The sequence below is a fragment of the Xanthomonas sp. NCPPB 3200 genome (genome assembly GCF_056393585.1).
Genome location: NZ_CM150785.1, coordinates 3,560,212 through 3,577,763 on the forward strand (window position 1 = coordinate 3,560,212; position 17,552 = coordinate 3,577,763).

At 66.1% G+C, this 17,552-nt stretch carries 13 protein-coding genes; 2 read left to right on the top strand and 11 right to left on the bottom strand.

Features of this window, described 5'->3' with window-relative positions:
* Positions 1 to 137: 137 nt before the first annotated feature.
* From AC06DU_RS15440 to AC06DU_RS15475, 8 genes are all read right to left on the bottom strand, one after another.
* Complete coding sequence (locus AC06DU_RS15440; protein ID WP_478202770.1) at positions 138 to 1,049, bottom strand: DUF6624 domain-containing protein; 912 nt, start codon at positions 1,047 to 1,049, stop codon at positions 138 to 140.
* A gap of 125 nt (positions 1,050 to 1,174) precedes the next feature.
* The gene (gene clpB, locus AC06DU_RS15445) at positions 1,175 to 3,760 is read right to left on the bottom strand and encodes an ATP-dependent chaperone ClpB (protein WP_478202771.1); all 2,586 of its coding nucleotides are present in this window, start codon (positions 3,758 to 3,760) and stop codon (positions 1,175 to 1,177) included.
* A gap of 198 nt (positions 3,761 to 3,958) precedes the next feature.
* A complete protein-coding gene (locus AC06DU_RS15450) occupies positions 3,959 to 4,762 on the bottom strand; it encodes an ATP-binding cassette domain-containing protein (protein WP_478202772.1) in 804 nt (267 codons plus the stop codon).
* Positions 4,759 to 5,553, bottom strand: a complete 795-nt coding sequence (ssuC, locus tag AC06DU_RS15455; RefSeq protein WP_478202773.1) for an aliphatic sulfonate ABC transporter permease SsuC — start codon at positions 5,551 to 5,553, stop codon at positions 4,759 to 4,761. The genes AC06DU_RS15450 and ssuC overlap by 4 nt, the downstream gene beginning before the upstream one ends.
* Before the next feature lie 127 nt (positions 5,554 to 5,680).
* The gene (locus AC06DU_RS15460; protein WP_155758340.1) at positions 5,681 to 6,664 is read right to left on the bottom strand and encodes an aliphatic sulfonate ABC transporter substrate-binding protein; all 984 of its coding nucleotides are present in this window, start codon (positions 6,662 to 6,664) and stop codon (positions 5,681 to 5,683) included.
* An 11-nt stretch (positions 6,665 to 6,675) separates the two neighbouring features.
* A complete protein-coding gene (mgrA, locus tag AC06DU_RS15465; RefSeq protein WP_478202774.1) occupies positions 6,676 to 7,716 on the bottom strand; it encodes an L-glyceraldehyde 3-phosphate reductase in 1,041 nt (346 codons plus the stop codon).
* Between the two features lie 16 nt (positions 7,717 to 7,732).
* Positions 7,733 to 9,061 (bottom strand): LLM class flavin-dependent oxidoreductase, encoded by a 1,329-nt coding sequence (locus AC06DU_RS15470; protein ID WP_126966277.1) that lies wholly within the window; start codon positions 9,059 to 9,061, stop codon positions 7,733 to 7,735.
* 64 nt (positions 9,062 to 9,125) lie between these two features.
* Positions 9,126 to 11,381 (bottom strand): TonB-dependent receptor, encoded by a 2,256-nt coding sequence (locus AC06DU_RS15475; protein WP_226427334.1) that lies wholly within the window; start codon positions 11,379 to 11,381, stop codon positions 9,126 to 9,128.
* Between the two features lie 273 nt (positions 11,382 to 11,654).
* On the opposite strand from AC06DU_RS15475, the gene AC06DU_RS15480 reads away from it, so the two are divergent.
* Both AC06DU_RS15480 and AC06DU_RS15485 read left to right on the top strand, forming a co-directional pair.
* Entirely contained in the window at positions 11,655 to 11,963 is a 309-nt protein-coding gene (locus AC06DU_RS15480) for a GIY-YIG nuclease family protein (protein ID WP_047129181.1), read from the top strand.
* Between the two features lie 45 nt (positions 11,964 to 12,008).
* Positions 12,009 to 12,716 (top strand): glutathione S-transferase, encoded by a 708-nt coding sequence (locus tag AC06DU_RS15485; protein ID WP_215824975.1) that lies wholly within the window; start codon positions 12,009 to 12,011, stop codon positions 12,714 to 12,716.
* A gap of 133 nt (positions 12,717 to 12,849) precedes the next feature.
* Here the strand turns inward: AC06DU_RS15485 and AC06DU_RS15490 are convergent, their stop codons facing one another.
* From AC06DU_RS15490 to AC06DU_RS15500, 3 genes are all read right to left on the bottom strand, one after another.
* Positions 12,850 to 13,665, bottom strand: a complete 816-nt coding sequence (locus AC06DU_RS15490) for a DUF3014 domain-containing protein (protein WP_478202775.1) — start codon at positions 13,663 to 13,665, stop codon at positions 12,850 to 12,852.
* Positions 13,666 to 14,782: 1,117 nt separating this feature from the next.
* Positions 14,783 to 15,952 carry a lysozyme inhibitor LprI family protein gene (locus AC06DU_RS15495; protein ID WP_478202776.1) on the bottom strand — a complete coding sequence of 390 codons (1,170 nt, stop codon included), beginning with the start codon at positions 15,950 to 15,952 and terminating at the stop codon, positions 14,783 to 14,785.
* Positions 15,949 to 17,550: a hypothetical protein gene (locus tag AC06DU_RS15500; RefSeq protein ID WP_478202777.1), complete on the bottom strand. Its 1,602-nt coding sequence runs from the start codon at positions 17,548 to 17,550 to the stop codon at positions 15,949 to 15,951. Before AC06DU_RS15500 ends, AC06DU_RS15495 begins: the two co-directional genes overlap by 4 nt.
* Between the last annotated feature and the right edge of the window lie 2 nt (positions 17,551 to 17,552).

Here is a 17,552-nt window from a genome sequence, read left to right on the forward strand (position 1 = left end):
GCTCGCTCGGACAGGACATTCGACAATACCCGGCTACCGGCCCGCACCTCATGCCAGCACGCCATGACGACATCGCCAGCGGTTAGTTCCCTTGACGCCCGGATTGACTACGCGATTGCGTACCCAGTGCGCGACGATCAACGCACTGGCGTGTGATACGTCTCTTGCAGCATCCGCTTGTAATCGACAATGGACGGCAACCCCACTGCGCGCCGCCGCGCATCGAGTCCCGCTTCGTCCTCGGTAGGTTGCAGCGACATGTGCCCGTCTGCTTCGGTCTCAAACTGCGTTCCGTAACGCTGCGGTTTGCCTTGTGCACGCAACACGCGATCAGTCAGCAACGCAACATGGTCTGCCGCTACATCTCTGCGGGAAAGCGCCGCTTCCAGCAATGGCAACATCTGCGCCTGAAACGTCGGATCTGCATCGGCATGCTGTATCAGTATCCACGCGGCCTCTGCGCCGTCCTCTCCAACCAGTGCATTGCCTGGCCAGCCTTGGCGTGCGACGACTTGCTTCAACCATGCGGTGTTATCGCGATCGACCGGTGCGATGGGTGCCCAATCTTCCGGCTTTCCGCCGGCAGCAATCGCGGCGCGACGGACCTGCTGGTCCTTTTCAACACGCGCCAGCAGTTCCTGTCGCAGCGCTTGATCCAAAAAAGCATTTTGCTGCGCACCAAGACGCTCTGCCTTCGCCAACAACGCCGGCCACGCCTCGGTCTTGCGTAGTCGATTGAGTCCGGGACGATCTTTACCACGCAGGTCTTCGGCAGCGATACGACCGTGCGGAATCTCCGAATCGAGATAACGCAACGCTTCATCGGTGCGGCCAGCTGCCGCAAGACATTCCACCTGCAGCAGCTGCGCATTTTGTGGAAACGGGATGGAAGCGCGTTGCAGCGAGCCTAAAATTTCCGCGCAGCGCGAATAGTCCTTTGCTTCATAAGCATCGACGGCAGCCACGAAATCCGGTGGTTGGGCGGCGTGGCCTGCAACTGCCGAGCCTGTCCACATGACGATACCGATGATCAGATCAGCCATGCGCATCTGTGTTTCTTCCTTGGGTCTCTGGCCCGATAGTACCGGGAGACTGCTTGCCCCGGAACACCATCCGAACACGTTGCCCGACGTCAGCGGATCGTCCCGCATTCTGCGGGACGATCCTTACTCACTCAGGTCTTGCCAAACACCAGCCGCCCACCCTCGGCACGCACGCGCACGGTGTCGCCGCCGAGGTACTGACCAGACAGGATCTGCTGGGCCAGCGGGTTTTCCACCTGCGACTGGATCGCACGCTTGAGCGGGCGCGCGCCATACACCGGATCAAAACCGACATTGCCGAGCAATTCCAGCGCGGCATCGTCCAGGTCCAGCTTGAGGCCGCGCTCGGACAGGCGTTTTTCCAGCCCATGCAACTGGATGCGCGCGATCGACTTGATCTGCGCCTTGTCCAGCGGGTGGAACACCACGATGTCGTCGAGCCGGTTGATGAACTCCGGGCGGAAATGCGCCTGCACCACGCCCATCACCGCCGCCTTCATCTGCGTATAGGCCTCGGCGCTGCCGTCGCCGGACAGCTCCTGGATCTGGTGCGAGCCCAGGTTGGAGGTCATCACGATGACAGTGTTGCGGAAGTCCACCGTGCGGCCCTGGCCATCGGTCAGGCGGCCGTCGTCGAGCACCTGCAGCAGGATGTTGAAGACATCGGCATGCGCCTTTTCCACCTCGTCCAGCAGGATCAGCGAATACGGGCGCCGCCGCACCGCCTCGGTCAGATAGCCGCCTTCCTCATAGCCCACATAGCCCGGAGGCGCGCCGATCAACCGCGAGACCGAATGCTTCTCCATGAACTCGCTCATGTCGATGCGGATCATCGCCTCGGTGCTGTCGAACAGGAAATCCGCCAGCGCCTTGCACAACTCGGTCTTGCCCACGCCGGTCGGGCCCAGGAACAGGAACGAGCCGCTCGGGCGATTGGGATCGGACAGGCCGGCGCGCGAACGCCGCACCGCGTCGGAGACGACCTTGATCGCCTCGTTCTGGCCGACCACGCGCTGATGCAGCTCGTCTTCCATGCGCAGCAGCTTGTCGCGTTCGCCCTCGAGCATCTTGTTGACCGGGATACCGGTCCAGCGCGACACCACCTCGGCAATTTCCTCGGCGGTCACCCGGTCCTGCACCAGCTTGAAGTCGTGATGTTCGACCTCGTTGGCCAGCGCCATCTGCTTTTCCAGCTGCGGCAGCACGCCGTACTGGATCTCGCTCATCTTGGCGTAGTCCTGGCGCCGTTGCGCGGCTTCCAGCTCCAGCTTGGCGTGCTCGATCTGCTCCTTGACCTTGGTGGTGCCCTGCAGCGCGGCCTTTTCCGATTTCCACAACTCGTTGAGGTCGTAGAACTCGCGCTCGAGCTTGTCGATGTCGGTTTCCAGATCGGCCAGGCGCTGACGCGAGGCGTCGTCCTTTTCCTTCTTCAGCATCTCGCGCTGGATCTTGAGCTGGATCAGGCGGCGCTCCAGGCGATCAAGTTCCTCCGGCTTGGAGTCGATCTCCATGCGGATGCGCGATGCCGCCTCGTCCATCAGATCGATCGCCTTGTCCGGCAGCTGGCGGTCGGTGATGTAGCGGTTGGACAAGGTGGCGGCGGCAACGATCGCCGGGTCGGTGATTTCCACGCCGTGATGCACCGCGTAGCGCTCCTTCAGCCCACGCAGGATCGCGATGGTGTCTTCCACCGTCGGTTCGCCCACGAACACCTTCTGGAAGCGCCGCTCCAGCGCCGCGTCCTTTTCGATGTACTTGCGGTATTCGTCCAGCGTGGTGGCGCCGATGCAATGCAGCTCGCCGCGCGCCAGCGCCGGCTTGAGCATGTTGCCGGCATCCATCGCGCCATCGGCCTTGCCGGCGCCGACCATGGTGTGCAGCTCGTCGATGAACAGGATGATCTGGCCTTCGTTCTTGGACAGGTCGCTGAGCACCGCCTTCAGCCGCTCTTCGAACTCGCCGCGGAACTTGGCGCCAGCGATCAGCGCGCCCATGTCCAGCGACAGCACGCGCTTGCCGCGCAGGCCTTCGGGCACTTCGCCGTTGATGATGCGTTGCGCCAGGCCTTCGACAATGGCGGTCTTGCCCACGCCGGGTTCGCCGATCAGCACCGGGTTGTTCTTGGTGCGCCGCTGCAACACCTGAATGGTGCGCCGGATTTCTTCGTCGCGGCCGATCACCGGATCGAGCTTGCCGCTCTCCGCACGTGCGGTCAGGTCGATGGTGTATTTTTCCAGCGCCTGGCGTTGTTCCTCGGCGTTTTCCGATTGCACGGTCTCGCCGCCGCGCAACTTGTCGATGGCGGCTTCGATCTTCTTCTTGTCGCCGCCGGCCGCGCGCAGGGCCACGCCCAGCGGGCTGGCATCGTCGGCGGCGGCCAGCACGAACCACTCGCTGGCGATGAAGGCGTCGCCATGTTGCTGGGCCAGCTTGTCGGTCTGGTTGAGCAGGCGGTTGAGATCGTTGCCGATCGACAGGTTGCCTTCCTGCCCGGAGACCTTGGGCAGCGTGTCCAGCGCCTCGCCCAGCCGCTCGCGCAGCAGCGGCACGTTGACGCCGGCCTGCGACAGCAGCGGGCGTGTGCTGCCGCCACTCTGGTCGAGCAATGCGGCGAGCACGTGCACCGGCTCGATGATGTTGTGGTCGCGGCCCACGGCCAGCGACTGCGCGTCGGCCAGCGCCTGCTGGAACCGCGAGGTGAGCTTGTCCATCCGCATGGGGATAATCCTCTGAACTGGTGGCCGGCGACGCCGACGATACCGTGCAGATGCGGCTGCCGTGCGGGGTTTCAAGGTTTGGCGGCTGCGCAGGTGCCGATGCGGGGCAGCAGGACCGGCTCACACACGGTGGCGCCTGGGCTGGGCGGTGTTGGTTCGCCCACTGACCTGGATTACCCCAGGCCGACGGACACGTCGTTACACGATCCGCCGCAGCGGCAGCGACGCAGGCGCCACGGCAGGATTCTCCGCAGCCGCTGGCGCCGGAAGGTGCGATGCCCCCAGCAGACGCGACAGCACCTGCGCCTGGATTGCCGCCAGGGCCGGCGCGCCGGGGGCACGCGGATGCGGCACCGGCACCGGCAGGTCCAGGCCGACCTGGCCATGCTCGATCAGCACGATGCGATCGGCCAGCGCACTCGCCTCGGCCACATCGTGGGTGACCAGCACCAGGGTGAAGCCGTACTGCCGCCACAACTGCACGATCAGCTGCTGCATCTCGATGCGCGTCAACGCATCCAGTGCGCCCAGCGGTTCGTCCAGCAACAGCAGCCGCGGCCGGTGTACCAGTGCGCGCGCCAGGGCCACGCGCTGGCGTTGACCGCCGGACAGCGCCGCCGGCCACTCGCCACCGCGTGCACCCAGCCCCACCGCATCCAGCGCCGCCTGTGCCTGCGCACGCCCGGCACGCCCCAGGCCCAGCGCCACGTTGTCGATCACGCGCTTCCACGGCAGCAGCCGCGCGTCCTGGAACATCAGCCGCACCGCATCGCGCTGCGCAGCCAGCGCTGCATGACCGCTGTCGACGGTGCCGGTATCGGCCGCTTCCAGCCCGGCGATCACGCGCAGCAAGGTGCTCTTGCCGCAGCCGCTGCGCCCGACCACCGCCACGCAGGCGCCAGGCGCGATCTCAAGGTCGACGCCACGCAAGACCTCGCTGTCGCCGTAGCGCTTACCGATGCCGCGCAGGCTCAGCGGCAGGCCGGTGTCGGCCGCGCTCACCGGCGCAGCTCCGCACGCTGTTGCTGCGCCGGATGCCAGCCCAGCCACCAGGCTTCCAGCCCGCGTGCGGCCAGATCGGCCAGCTTGCCGAGCAGCGCGTACAGCACGATGGCCACCAACACGATGTCGGTCTGCAGAAACTCGCGTGCGTTGGTGGCCAGATAGCCGATGCCGGAACTGGCGGAAATGGTTTCGGCCACGATCAGGGTCAGCCACATCAGGCCCAACGCAAAGCGCAAGCCGACCAGAATCGACGGCAATGCGCCGGGCAACAACACATCGACAAACAGCTGCGGGCCGCGCAAGCCGTAATTGCGCGCCATCTCGATCAAGGCCGGGTCCACGCTGCGGATACCGTGATAGGTATTGAGATAGATCGGGAAGAATGTGCCCAGCGCCACCAGGAACAGCTTGGCGCCCTCGTCGATCCCGAACCACAGGATCACCAGCGGAATCAGCGCCAGATGCGGCACGTTGCGCAGCATCTGCAAGGTGCTGTCGAGCAGGCGTTCGGCCACACGCGACACGCCGGTGAGCAGGCCCAGCGCAAACCCGATGCTGCCGCCGATGGCCAGGCCCACCGCCGCACGCCAGCTGCTGATGGCCAGGTGTTGCCACAACTCGCCGGTTTGTACCAACGTCACTGCGGCACGCAATACCGCATCCGGTGCGGGCAGGATGCGCTGCGGCAACCAGCCGCCGGAGGCCGCGACCTGCCAGGCCACCAGCAAGGCCAGCGGCACTAGCCAGGGCACCAGCACGTTGCCTAAACGCTGCGAGCGACGACTCATCGCACGGCCTTGTTGGTTGGGCGATGCAGCGAAACAACGGCGTGCGTCTGCCCGCTCACGGGTGCTGAGCATGCGTTCTGGCCTGCGCATGCGCTCCTGCGTGCGGGTGTAGTACTGCTGGCGTGCATCACTTGCCCGCCGCCTGCTTGCCTGCCGCTTGCACCGCAGCAACTGCGGGCGCCCGCCATACCGCCGGCGCCACCAGCACGCGCTTGGGCAGCAGGCGCTGCGCGTAGAACAGATCGGCGGTGGCCTGCTGCGCCTTGATGACCTCGGCGCTGAGCGGTTGCACGCTGGCCGGCGGGCGATGCGTCAGCGTGCGCTCGACCACCGCAGGCGACAGCCCGCTGACCTGCGCCAGCACCTTGATGCTGCCGGCGCGGTCGCGCTCCAGCAAGCCATCGGCCTGGTTGAGCTGCAGCATCACCTGCTGCACAAACGGGCCCCACGCGGTGGCGTAACGCCGCGAGGACAGAAAGAACCCGCCGGTCAATCCCAACCCTTCGCCATTGGCGAGCAGGCGTGCGCTGCCATCCAGCGTCAATGCCGAATACCACGGGTCCCAGATCGCCCAGGCATCCACCTGCCCGGCCGCGAATGCCGCACGTGCGTTGGCCGGCGACAGATACAACGGCGTGATGTCGCGCATGCTCAGGCCGGACTTGGCCAACAACCGCAGCAGCAGGTTGTGCGCGCTGGAACCCTTCTGGAAGGCCACCCGCTTGCCCTTGAGGTCGGCCACGCGCCGCAGCGTGCTCTTGGCCGGCACCAGAATGGTCTCAGCCTTGGGCGTGGGCGGCACCCAGCCCACGTACAGCAGATCGGCACCGGCGGCCTGCGCAAACAGCGGCGGAATATCACCCGCACCGCCCAGGTCGATGCTGCCCACGTTCAAGGCTTCCAGCAGCTGCGGGCCGGCCGGAAACTCGACCCAGCTGATTCTGGTGCGCGGGAAGCGCTGCTCCAGCAACCGATGCTGCTTGGCCAGCACCAGGCTGGACACCGCTTTCTGATAGCCGATACGCAACTGCGCCGGCTCGGCCGCCGCTGCGGGTTGCAGCCACGCGATGCCGGACAACAGCAACGCAGCAATCAAAAAGCGGTAGCGCATCGGAGCGTTCCTCATTGCCAACCGGTGGACGGTTTTTCCCAGAGGTTGACGCCACCCTCGACCGCAAAGCGGTCGATCTCGGCCAACTCGTCCGCACTGAACCCGGGCGTCTGCAAGGCCGCGACGTTTTCGATCAACTGCTCCGGGCGGCTGGCGCCCAGCAATGCCGAGCTCACCCGCGGGTCGCGCAGCACCCAGGCCAGGGCCAGCTGCGCCAGGCTCTGCCCACGCCGCTGCGCGATCGCATCCAGCCCACGTGCGCGCTGCAGGTTGGCCTCGGACAGATGTTCCGGCCGCAGCGAGTCACCACCGGGACGATTCACGCGCGCATCGCCGGGGACGCCATTGAGGTACTTGCCGGTCAACAGGCCCTGCGCCAGTGGCGTGAATGCAATCACCCCGGCACCGACCTCGTCGGTCGCATCGAACAGCTCGTGCTCGGCCCAGCGATTGAACAGGTTGTAGGCCGGCTGGTGGATCAGCAGCGGCACCTTCCACTCGCGCAGCAACGCGGCGATCTCGCGCGTGCGCGCCGCCGAATACGACGACACGCCCACATACAGCGCCTTGCCCTGCTGCACTGCGCTGGCTAATGCGCCGGCGGTCTCTTCCAGCGGCGTGTCCGCATCGAAGCGGTGCGAGTAGAAGATGTCCACGTAGTCCACGCCCAGCCGCTGCAGGCTCTGATCCAGGCTGGACAGCAGGTATTTGCGCGAACTGCCGCCCTGCCCGTACGGACCCGGCCACATGTCCCAGCCGGCCTTGGTGGAGAGGATCAATTCATCGCGATACGGCTTGAAGTCTTCACGCAGCAGGCGGCCGAAGTTGATTTCCGCGCTGCCATACGGCGGGCCGTAGTTGTTGGCCAGATCGAAATGGGTGATGCCCAGATCGAAGGCGGTCCGCAGCAATGCGCGCTGCGTGTCGATCGGTGTGCTGTCGCCGAAGTTGTGCCACAGGCCCAGCGACAGCGCAGGCAGGACAAGGCCGCTGCGGCCGACACGGCGGTAGGCGATACGGTCGTAACGATCGGGATGTGCGAGATAGGTCATCAGGGTATCCGGTGAGTCAGCGTGCGCTGAAGCGATTGACGGGGCGTGCCAGCCCCAGATGATCGCGCAGGGTGCGCCCTGCATATTCACGCCGGAACAGTCCACGCCGCTGCAGCTCGGGCACCACGTGCGTGGCCACATCGGCCAGGCCGCCGGGCAGATGCGGCACCAGCACGTTGAAACCGTCCGCGGCCCCGCCTTCGAACCAGGCCTGCAGCTCGTCGGCAATCTGTGTCGGCGTGCCGATCAGGCTGTAGTGCCCGCGTCCGCCTGCGATGCGCCGACCGAGCTGGGCAATGCTCAGCTGCTCCTGTCCGGCCAGCTCGGTGAACAACTGCTGGCGGCTGCGCTGGCCGGTTTCGGTGAGCGGCAATTCCGGCAACGGGCCATCGGGCGGATAGCCGGACAGGTCGAAGTTGCCCAGCATGCGCGACAGCAGCGCGATGCCGACCTCCGGCTCCACCAACTCCTGGAACTGCGCAAACTTGTCCTGCGCCTCGGCCTGGCTCTGCCCGACCACGATGAACACACCCGGCATCACTTTCAACGCATCGCGCGCGCGCCCGAACTGTTCCAGCCGCCCCTTGATGTCGGCATAGAACGCCTGCGCCTTGGCCAGCGACGATTGCGCGGTGAACACCACCTCGGCGGTTTCCGCAGCCAGCGCGCGCCCGGGCTCGGACGAGCCGGCCTGCACCAGCACCGGATGCCCCTGCGGCGCACGCGCGATGTTGAGCGGGCCGCGGACCTGGAAGTGCGCGCCGCGATGATCCAGCACATGCAGCCGCGCCGGATCGTAGTGCACGCCTGCAGCGGTGTCGGCGATGAAGGCATCGTCGTCCCAGCTGTCCCACAGCCCCGCGACCACCTGCTGGAATTCGCGCGCCCGCGCATAGCGCTCCGCATGCACGTAATGCGCGTCGCGGTTGAAGTTCAATGCTTCGTCGGCGGCATCGGAGGTGACCAGATTCCAGCCGGCACGCCCACCGGACAGATGATCCAGCGAGGCGAACTTGCGCGCCACGTGATACGGCTCGTTGTAGCTGGTGGTCATGGTGGCGATCAGGCCGATGCGCTCGCTCACCACCGCCAACGCACTCAGCAGCGTGAGCGGTTCGAACAGGCTGGAACGCGCCATCCGCGACGCCACCGGCCCACCAGCTGCAGCCAGGCTGTCGGCGACAAACACCGCATCGAACTTGGCGGCTTCGGCGATGCGCACCATCTCGCGATAATGGTCGAACACCAGCGGGTCGGCACTGGCCTGCGGGTGCCGCCATGCGGCCACGTGATGGCCGGTGGCCATCAGGAACGCACCGAGCGAGAGCTGTCGTGCAGCGCTCATGGCAGCCCACCGTGCGGTGCGCCTGCATTGCTCGAATCAGCATCGAAGAACATCACGGACATCGTCAAAAATCCTTGTGCAGTTGCAGCCCGACATAGCGCTGGTCGTCGCGCGGCACCAGCCGGAACACGTTGCCGGTGGCATTGGCCAGCAGCGGGGCGTATGAGCGGTCGCCGAGATTGCGGCCGAGCACCGCCACCCGCCAGCCATGCACATCGTCGGCCAGTGCGATGCTGGCATTCCAGATCGCGTACGGGCCCTGGATGGTCTGCGGGGTCTGGCTGAGGTCGTACTGCACGCTGTCCTGCCAGCTCACGTCGCCATTGAATTCCAGCGCCAGGCTGCCGCGCAACGGCACCCGGTAACCGGCGCGCAGATTGCCCTTCCAGTCCGGCGAAAACGGCAACGGCCGGCCGTCGACATTGCAGTTGGCCGCCGCTGCGGTGGGGCAGGCAAACCGTTGGATGCGCGCCTGCGTGTAGGCCAGCGAGGCGGCCAGGCTGAGCCGCTCGGTGGGCCGGTAGTCCAGATCCAGTTCCAGGCCCTGCGTGCGCACCTGCCCGGCGTTGATCAGGCGCGTCACCACCTGCCCGGCCACGGTGTCGAAGAAGTTAGCCTGATAGTTGGCGTAGTCGGTATGGAACAGCGCCACGTTCGCACTGAGGCGATCGTCCAGGGCGCGCGCCTTCAGGCCCAGCTCCCAGGCATTGGAGGTCTCCGGTTTCAGCGCCGGCGTATCGCGCGGCTGCATGTTGAAGAACACGTTGTAGGCGGGGCCCTTGTAGCCGCGCGAATAGGTCAGGTAACCGGTGGTCCGCGCGTCGAAATCGTATTGCAGGCCGGTGCGGCCGGACACGCCGTTTTCTGCGGTGCTGCCGCTGCTTGCGGTGGACGGCTGGATGCCGGTGACTGCGGTTGCCGAGCTGGACAGGCGCTGATGCTGGTAGTCGAGCGTGTCGCGGGTGAAGCGCGCGCCCAGCAGCGCGCGCAGATCCGGGCGCCAATGCCAGGTGGCCTCGCCGAAGGCGGCATAGGTTTTCGCGCGGGTGGCGTAATCGGCCACGCCCACGTTGCTGGCGGTGGGCGTCGTCACCGTGCGGCGGTAGGTTTCGTCATTGCGCGCATGCAGGTAATACAGCCCGGCGACCGCCTCCACCGCACGATCGCGCGGGGTCTGGATGCGCAACTCCTGCGAATACTGCGTGTAGCCCAGGTCGCCACGGTCGTGCGAGGACGGAAACGCCGCGCTGCGTTGCGCGGTGCGATCGCCATCCTGAAACTGGGTGTTGTCCCATTGCCGCCACGCGCTGATCGAGGTCAGCAGCGCATCGCCGAGCTGCTGGTCCAGCTGCAGCGAGGCGCCCTTGTTGATGTCGTCCAGATACGTGCGGTAATCGCTGTTGATCTGGCGGTTGTCGTCCCTGGCGACGACCGGTGCCAGCGCCGCGGCGAAGTCGGCGCGCGTGCTGTCCACCACCACACCGCTGGGCGCGTCGCTGTGCGATTGCAGGTAGTCGGCCAGCAGCGTCGCGTTCAAGCCAGGGTTCGGGCTCAGGTCCAGCCGCAAGCGCGCGCCGGCGCGCCGGTAGCCGTTGACGGTCTGGCCGTCGGCCACGTTGCGCACGTTGCCGCCGTACTCGGCCCACAATGCCGACACGCTGGCCTTGAGCAGCTCCGGCACCAGCGTGCCGCCGACACTGGCACGCACGCGGTCTTCGTCGCCGCCACCGAAGTGCGAGTAATCCACATAGCCGCCGAACAGCTCCGGCGCCGGCCTGCTGACGATATTGAGCACGCCGGCGGAGGCGTTCTTGCCGAACAAGGTGCCCTGTGGCCCGCGCAGGACCTCGATGCGCTCGACATCGAGCAGGTCCAGCGTGGCCTGGCCCGGACGCCCCAGCACCACGCCGTCGATCACCGTCGCCACGCTGGGCTCGACCCCTGGCGAGGTGGAGATGGTGCCCACGCCACGCAGGAACAACGAGGTGTCCTTGTTGGAGGCACCGTTGCGAAAGCTCAGGCTGGGCACCAGCGCCGGCAGGTCGGCCACGCTGTTGCGGTTTTCGCGCTCCAGCGTCTCGCCCTGCACCACCGACACCGCCACCGGCACCTGCTGCAAGGTGGTTTCGCGACGCGTGGCGGTCACGGTGACCGCGCCCAGGGTCTGCGCGGCGTGCTCCGGCGTCGCAGCAGCCTCGCTCACTTCATCGGCCAGCACCGGCGCACATGCCCACACCAGACTCCACGCCAGCACCTGCGGCCTGGCCAACCATCTCGAAGCAGCGAGGATCCTTGCAGGGGTCCGGTGTCGCGCAGGCATGTACGTCCTTTCGTGGCGTCGGCTGTCGTGCAGCAGCGTGGGGAGATTTCTTGCGAATTGGCCAGCGCCATGCATGCACGGCGACCCGGCCGCAGTGCAGACCGACACGGCGCTGCAACGCAGTAGCGCATGCTGTTTGCAGCGGCCGCGAGCGTCAAATAACCAATGTTTAGGTGGTTATTCACTCACGCGCCGCCGCGTGTCGACCGTCCGTGCCCAGCGCTCGCCAAGACCATCGCTGCACGACACCAGGCCAATGGCGATAATGGGCCCATGGATGCACCCAAGCCCTGGCACCTCTATCTGCTGCTGTGTCGCAACGGCAGCTATTACGCCGGCATCACCAACGATCTGGAGCGGCGCTTCCAGGCGCATCAGCGCGGCACCGGCGCGCGCTATACCCGTGCAAACCCGCCGCTGGAGCTGCTTGCCAGCCATCCGTATGCGGACCGCGCCGCCGCCTCGCGCGCAGAGTGGCAGCTCAAGCAGCAACCGCGGGCGCGCAAGCTGGCCTGGTTGCTGGCGCAACCGCACGACGATATCGGGTCACAGCCCGCTGACGCTTCGCTCACGCCCGCCTAGCCGCGCGGTTTCTACGCTGTAGCGCCATCGATCGCGGAGCAGCGCATGCACTATCAGCTCTATTACTGGACCGGCCTGCAGGGCCGTGGCGAATTCGTCCGGCTCGCACTGGAAGACGCCGGCGCCGACTACACCGATGTGGCGCGCGTCGAAGGCGATGAGGTGATGAATGCCTTTCTGGAAGGCCACCAGGCCGGCGCGCAGCCATTCGCACCACCCTTCCTCAAGGCCGGCGACACGGTGGTTGCGCAGGTGGCGGCCATCCTGCATGTCATCGGACCGCAACTGCAGCTGGTGCCGGACTCGGACGCACAGCGCATCCAGGCATTGCAGTTGCAGCTGACCATCGCCGACCTGGTGGCCGAGGTGCACGACAGCCATCATCCGATCGCCACCGGCCTGTATTACGAAGACCAGAAAGCCGAGGCAGCCAAGCGCGCCAAGGATCTGCGCGACAACCGCCTGCCCAAGTTCCTGGGCCACTTCGAGCAGGTGCTGCAACAGGCCGGCGGCACGCATGTGCTTGGCACGCATTCCTATGTGGATCTGTCGTTGTTCCAGCTGATCAGCGGGCTGGAATACATGTTCCCCAAGCGCATGAAGACACTGTCAGCCGATCTTCCCGGCCTGAAGGCCTTGCAGGAGCGCGTGGCCGCCCGCCCGCGCATCGCGGCCTATCTCGCCTCCGAACGACGCGTGGCGTTCAATACCAGCGGCATCTTCCGCCACTATCCGGAGCTGGATGCGGCGTAAGCGATGGCGGCGCGTGATGCACCGCGTGCCGCCGAAGTTGCGTTGTTTCCCTGCTGGGCTGGCGCACGACGCTGCATCCATGCATGCAAGGCCGCATTCGGGCGGCCTTCTCCTCACGTCATCACACGCTGCGTCAACGTCCCTGCAGCAACGCCGCCCGGATCCGCTGCAACTGCGCCTTCACTGCAGCCGCTTGCGCAGGCCCCAACCGCAGCAGCGCCTTTTGACCGACCGACAGCGACTCCAACGCGGGATCGACAAAACGATAACGGCCACGCTCGTCGCGCTGCACCTTGATCGGCTGTACCGGATCGGGCGTGCGCAGCAGATGATCGATCACGTCGATCACGCGGTCGTTGAAGTAGCGGTCTGGCGCGCCAAGATCGGCATAAGCCTGCTGGAACAGCGGATAGAAACGCACATAACTGCGCACCAGCGCCTGCGCATCCACCTGGGTGAACGCCGCCACATAAGGCGCATACCGGGCCGCATTGGCCTGATCGATCACCACACTGCCGCTGGCATCGGACACTGCCAACTCGCCCGCCACCGGCTGCAGCACCGAGGCGCGACGGCTGATGCTGGGCTGGGTGAGATTGTCGATCATCACCACCACGCGTTCGATCAGGTGCTTGCGCAGCACGATCGACAAGGCGCCATCGTCCTGCACCAACTCCACCAAGGCCTGCCACGCAGCGGCATCGCTCTGTGCCAGCGCAGGAATCGCGGCGTCGGCGGCATCGGCCGAGGGCTGCTGCACCGGATGGCGCGGCCCGGCCGGTGCCGGCGGCGCGGGGGTCACCGCCGCTGCCACGGCGCTGGCGGTCTGGCTGATCGGCGCAGGCAACGTGCCCGGCGCCGTGGGTGACCCGCTGAATAGCCACCAGGCGGCGCCAGCCACCACCGGCACCGCCAGCAGCCACGGCCAACGCGAAGACTTGGATTGCATCGTGAAACTCCTTACATCGACGACATCCATGGTGTGACAACCAGATATCGCGGTGGTTCCATCGATGTGCGGCGATGACGCGATCAAGCAGACCATGTGCATCGCACAAGGGCGATTGGCACGCGAGGATGCCTGTCTCTGGCAGGAAACGCTGGCTGCAGCGCTAGAACTGGCAACGACATACCTGTGACCACCCTTCTCATTGCGAACCGATCACGCGCTTAGCGAAGTCCGATGCAGTCACAACTCAGTGATCAAGGGGCGCGATGCCCTCACCGCTTGCGGGACACGCCGTGAATCCGTCCGTGGAGGCTCCTTGGCGGCATCCATGCCGCCAAGAGTCCCGCAACCGGCAAGGACACCGCGCCAGGAGGTTGGTTGGTGGTCGAATGAAAAGCTGCCTGTTGCGATTGCAAGTCTTGCGTCGGGATGCTGAAAAGTTTGCAGGTTGCTTTGTTGAGCCGCTGCCGTTACTCGGTCTGCGCTGGAAAGCTGATCGAACGCACGGTGATCCGAACAACGCACACCATGCTTTGCTTGCAACCAAACCACCGACCATCTCGACTGGTCCTTGCCGGCCCACCGTCGCGGGACCTTACGCGGCATGGATGCCGCGTAAGAGCCTACATGGACGTACTTGCGGCGTGTCCTGCGATGGTGGGCGGGCAAGGGCCCTGCAGCCACCCGGCAGATCAGCCGCTCTGCAGCTGATACATCGGCGTCGTCCAGTCCTTTGGAGCACAACACCAAAAGCAATCTCGTGAAAAGCCGCTTGTCGCGCGTGTGTCGGACGTCGAGTATCGAACAACGCGCATCACGCACTGCTCTCACCGTGCACACCGACCATCTCCACTGGTCCTTGCCCGCTCACCGTCGCGGGACCTTACGCGGCATGGATGCCGCGTAAGAGCCTACAGGGACGTACTTGCGGCGTGTCCTGCGAGGGTGGGCGGGCAAGGGCCCTGCAGCCAGGCCACAGATCGCATGCTCCAGCTCTGGTTTGGCTTTGGCTCTCGCTCACCCACATCGCCAACGCTCGAACCAGAACGCCCAGCATCGCCGCATCAAGCAACAACGCCGCCCGCCCGATGGCCGCGAGTGGCTGTCTCCGCCGCTCTCAGCTTGCGAAATCCAGCCGCGCGTTCACCCAGGCCGCCACGATGGCGGCGGCCGCCTGCTCGGCCTGCTTCGCAGGCAGGCGCTTCTCGCGCACCAGCCATGCGGCCGTGTCGGCGCGCACCTTCGGCAGCAACGCGCGCACGGCCTTGCGCTGTGCCGCCGGCCAGTCGCTGTCTTCCCCGGTCCAGGCCGCAATCGCCTTGTCCGGATCCTCGCCGTAGCGCTTGCGCAATGCCGGGGTCAGGTACAGCAATGGCGATACCGACGCGCGTAACGCGATGATTTTCCACTCGGCGTAACTGGCGTAGCGAATGGTGCCGGCATCCTTGCTCAGCGCCTCGATCAACCCGTCGAAGCCGGCATCCAGCTGCTTCCAGCTGGCCAATGCAAACAGACCGCCCGGCGGCTCGCAGATCGGCGCGAACCCGTCGCGTGTCGAGCCATACAGCGACCCGAACGCCTCATACGCCGGCTCGCCCACTGCGGCGAAGATGAAGCAATGCACGTAAGGACGGTGATCGCTGTTGTCGCGTTCGATCCACATCCGCAGCAATGTCAGTACGCGTTCCTGCGCCTGCATGGCGGGCATGCCATCCACATCGTCGAGCAAGGATGCGGCGAAGTCGTCGACCTTGCGCAGCGCCTTGCGCGCACTTTCAAACCGCGCACTCGCCAGCTTCGCATCCACGCCCGCGGCGGGGACAAACTGATGCAGATACGCCAGCCACGCCGAAGCCAGCGGCGTGTCGTAGCCCTGCAGCTGGCGCGCGGCGTCGGCAGGCGCAGTGGGAATCAAGGCGATGATGCGATCCAGCGCCTGTTGTTGCGCAACGAGCGCCTTGGCCAGCACATCGGCCCTGGCCGTCAATGTGCGTTGCAGGCAGTCGTCCAGTTTGGCGTCCTGCGCGCAGGCATTGCGCTGCCGCAGCCAGGCGCGTTGCTGATCACGCACGCCTGCAACCGCGCTACGCGGCGTGGTGTCCAGCAGCGCCCGATAGGACTCGTCCAGCTGATCGTCCAGATTGCCCAGCGCCGGCACCGCGCACAGCCGTTTTTCGACCGCCGTGGCTGCCTGCTTGCAATCGAACGACGCCGCCCAGGCACCGCCGGCGCCAAGCAATAGTGCGCCACCGATGATCACCCGCAACATGCTGGAGCAGGATGTCATTGCACTGCCTCCTTGCGTGCGGGCAGCAGCGAGAGCAGCAGCAGGGTCACCGCCAGCGCGACATAGGCACCCACGAACTGCCAGCTGATCACACGCGCCAGGCCGTGCAGCGACCACGGCAGATAGATGCCGCCGCGCGGGTCCACCGAATGGATCAGGCCGAACAGCGTCAGCCCCGCGGCCACCAGCAGGAACACCGCACCACGGCGCAGGCGGCCATCGATCATCGCCGCCACGGCGGCGATCCACAGCATCGCGGTGATGATGAAGCCATTGCCCAACGCGAAGATCACCGCCAGCTCCGGCAGGCCATGCCCATCGAGTTTGGTGGTCAGTTCGATCAGTTGATCCGGCGCAATCCAGCCCGGTGCCTTGATGGTCAGCAGGTACGCCACCGACGGCAGAAAGCCCAGCACCATCGCACCGGCGTGCTGCCTGGGCGTGGCCTGGAACGCCTGCGTGGTGATGTCGATCGACACGTACACGATGATCGGCGCCAGCACCGCCAGTGGCAGCCATTGCACCAAGCCGGAGATCACACCGAGCATGCCGCCGATGCCGACGAACAGGCCGGTCAGCAGCGTGTAACCGGAGCGCGCGCCCATGTGCTTGTAGGCCGGCTGGCCGATGTAGGGCGTGGTCTGCGCCACCCCGCCGCAGACGCCTGCGACCAGCGTCGCCAGGGCTTCCACCAGCAGGATGTCACGGGTGCGGTAGTCATCGCCCGCAGCGCGTGCGCTCTCGCTGACATTGATGCCGCCCACCACCATCAACAGGCCGAACGGCAGCAGCAGCGGCAGGTACGCCAGCGTGGCGGGCAGGCCGTCGATTAAGCCCAGGTTCGGCAGCGGCAACACGATCTGCGGCGGCGTCCATTCCGGCACCGCGAAGCCCGGTGCACCCAGGCCGGCCAGTCCCAGCCCGTAGTACAGCGCAGTGCCGATCACGAATGCCACCAGCACGCCGGGCAACTTGGTCGGCAACCGGCCCTTGGCCAGCAGCACGTACAGCAGCAAACCCAGGGTGACGAAGCCGGCCACCGGCGAACGCAGGGTTTCCAGCAGCGGCAGCAAGCCCATCAACACCAGCGCGATGCCGGCGATGGAACCCAGCAAGGCCGCGCGCGGCAGCGCGCGCGTGACCGCCTCGCCGACGAACGACAGCACCAGCTTGAGCAGGCCCATCACCACCAGCGCGGCCATGCCGAGTTTCCAGGTGGCGATGGCAGCCGCCTGCGGGTCCAGCCCCTGTGCCTTGAAGCCGACGAACGCCGGGCCCAGCACCAACAGCGCCATGCCGATGCTGGTCGGCGCATCCAGGCCCAGCGGCATCGCGGTGACGTCGTCGCGCCCGGTGCGTGCAGCCAGCCGCCGTGCCATCAAGGTGTAGAGCAGGTTGCCCACCAGCACGCCGAACGCGGTGCCGGGAAACATGCGCCCGAACACCACCTCGGCCGGGAACTGGAACATCCCGACCAACGCCATCGCGATGAAACCGAGGATGGAGAGATTGTCGACGACCAGGCCGAAGAAGCCATTGAGGTCGCCGGCGACGAACCAGCGCGGCGATGCCGCAGTACGCGAGGAAGGGGCCGACATGG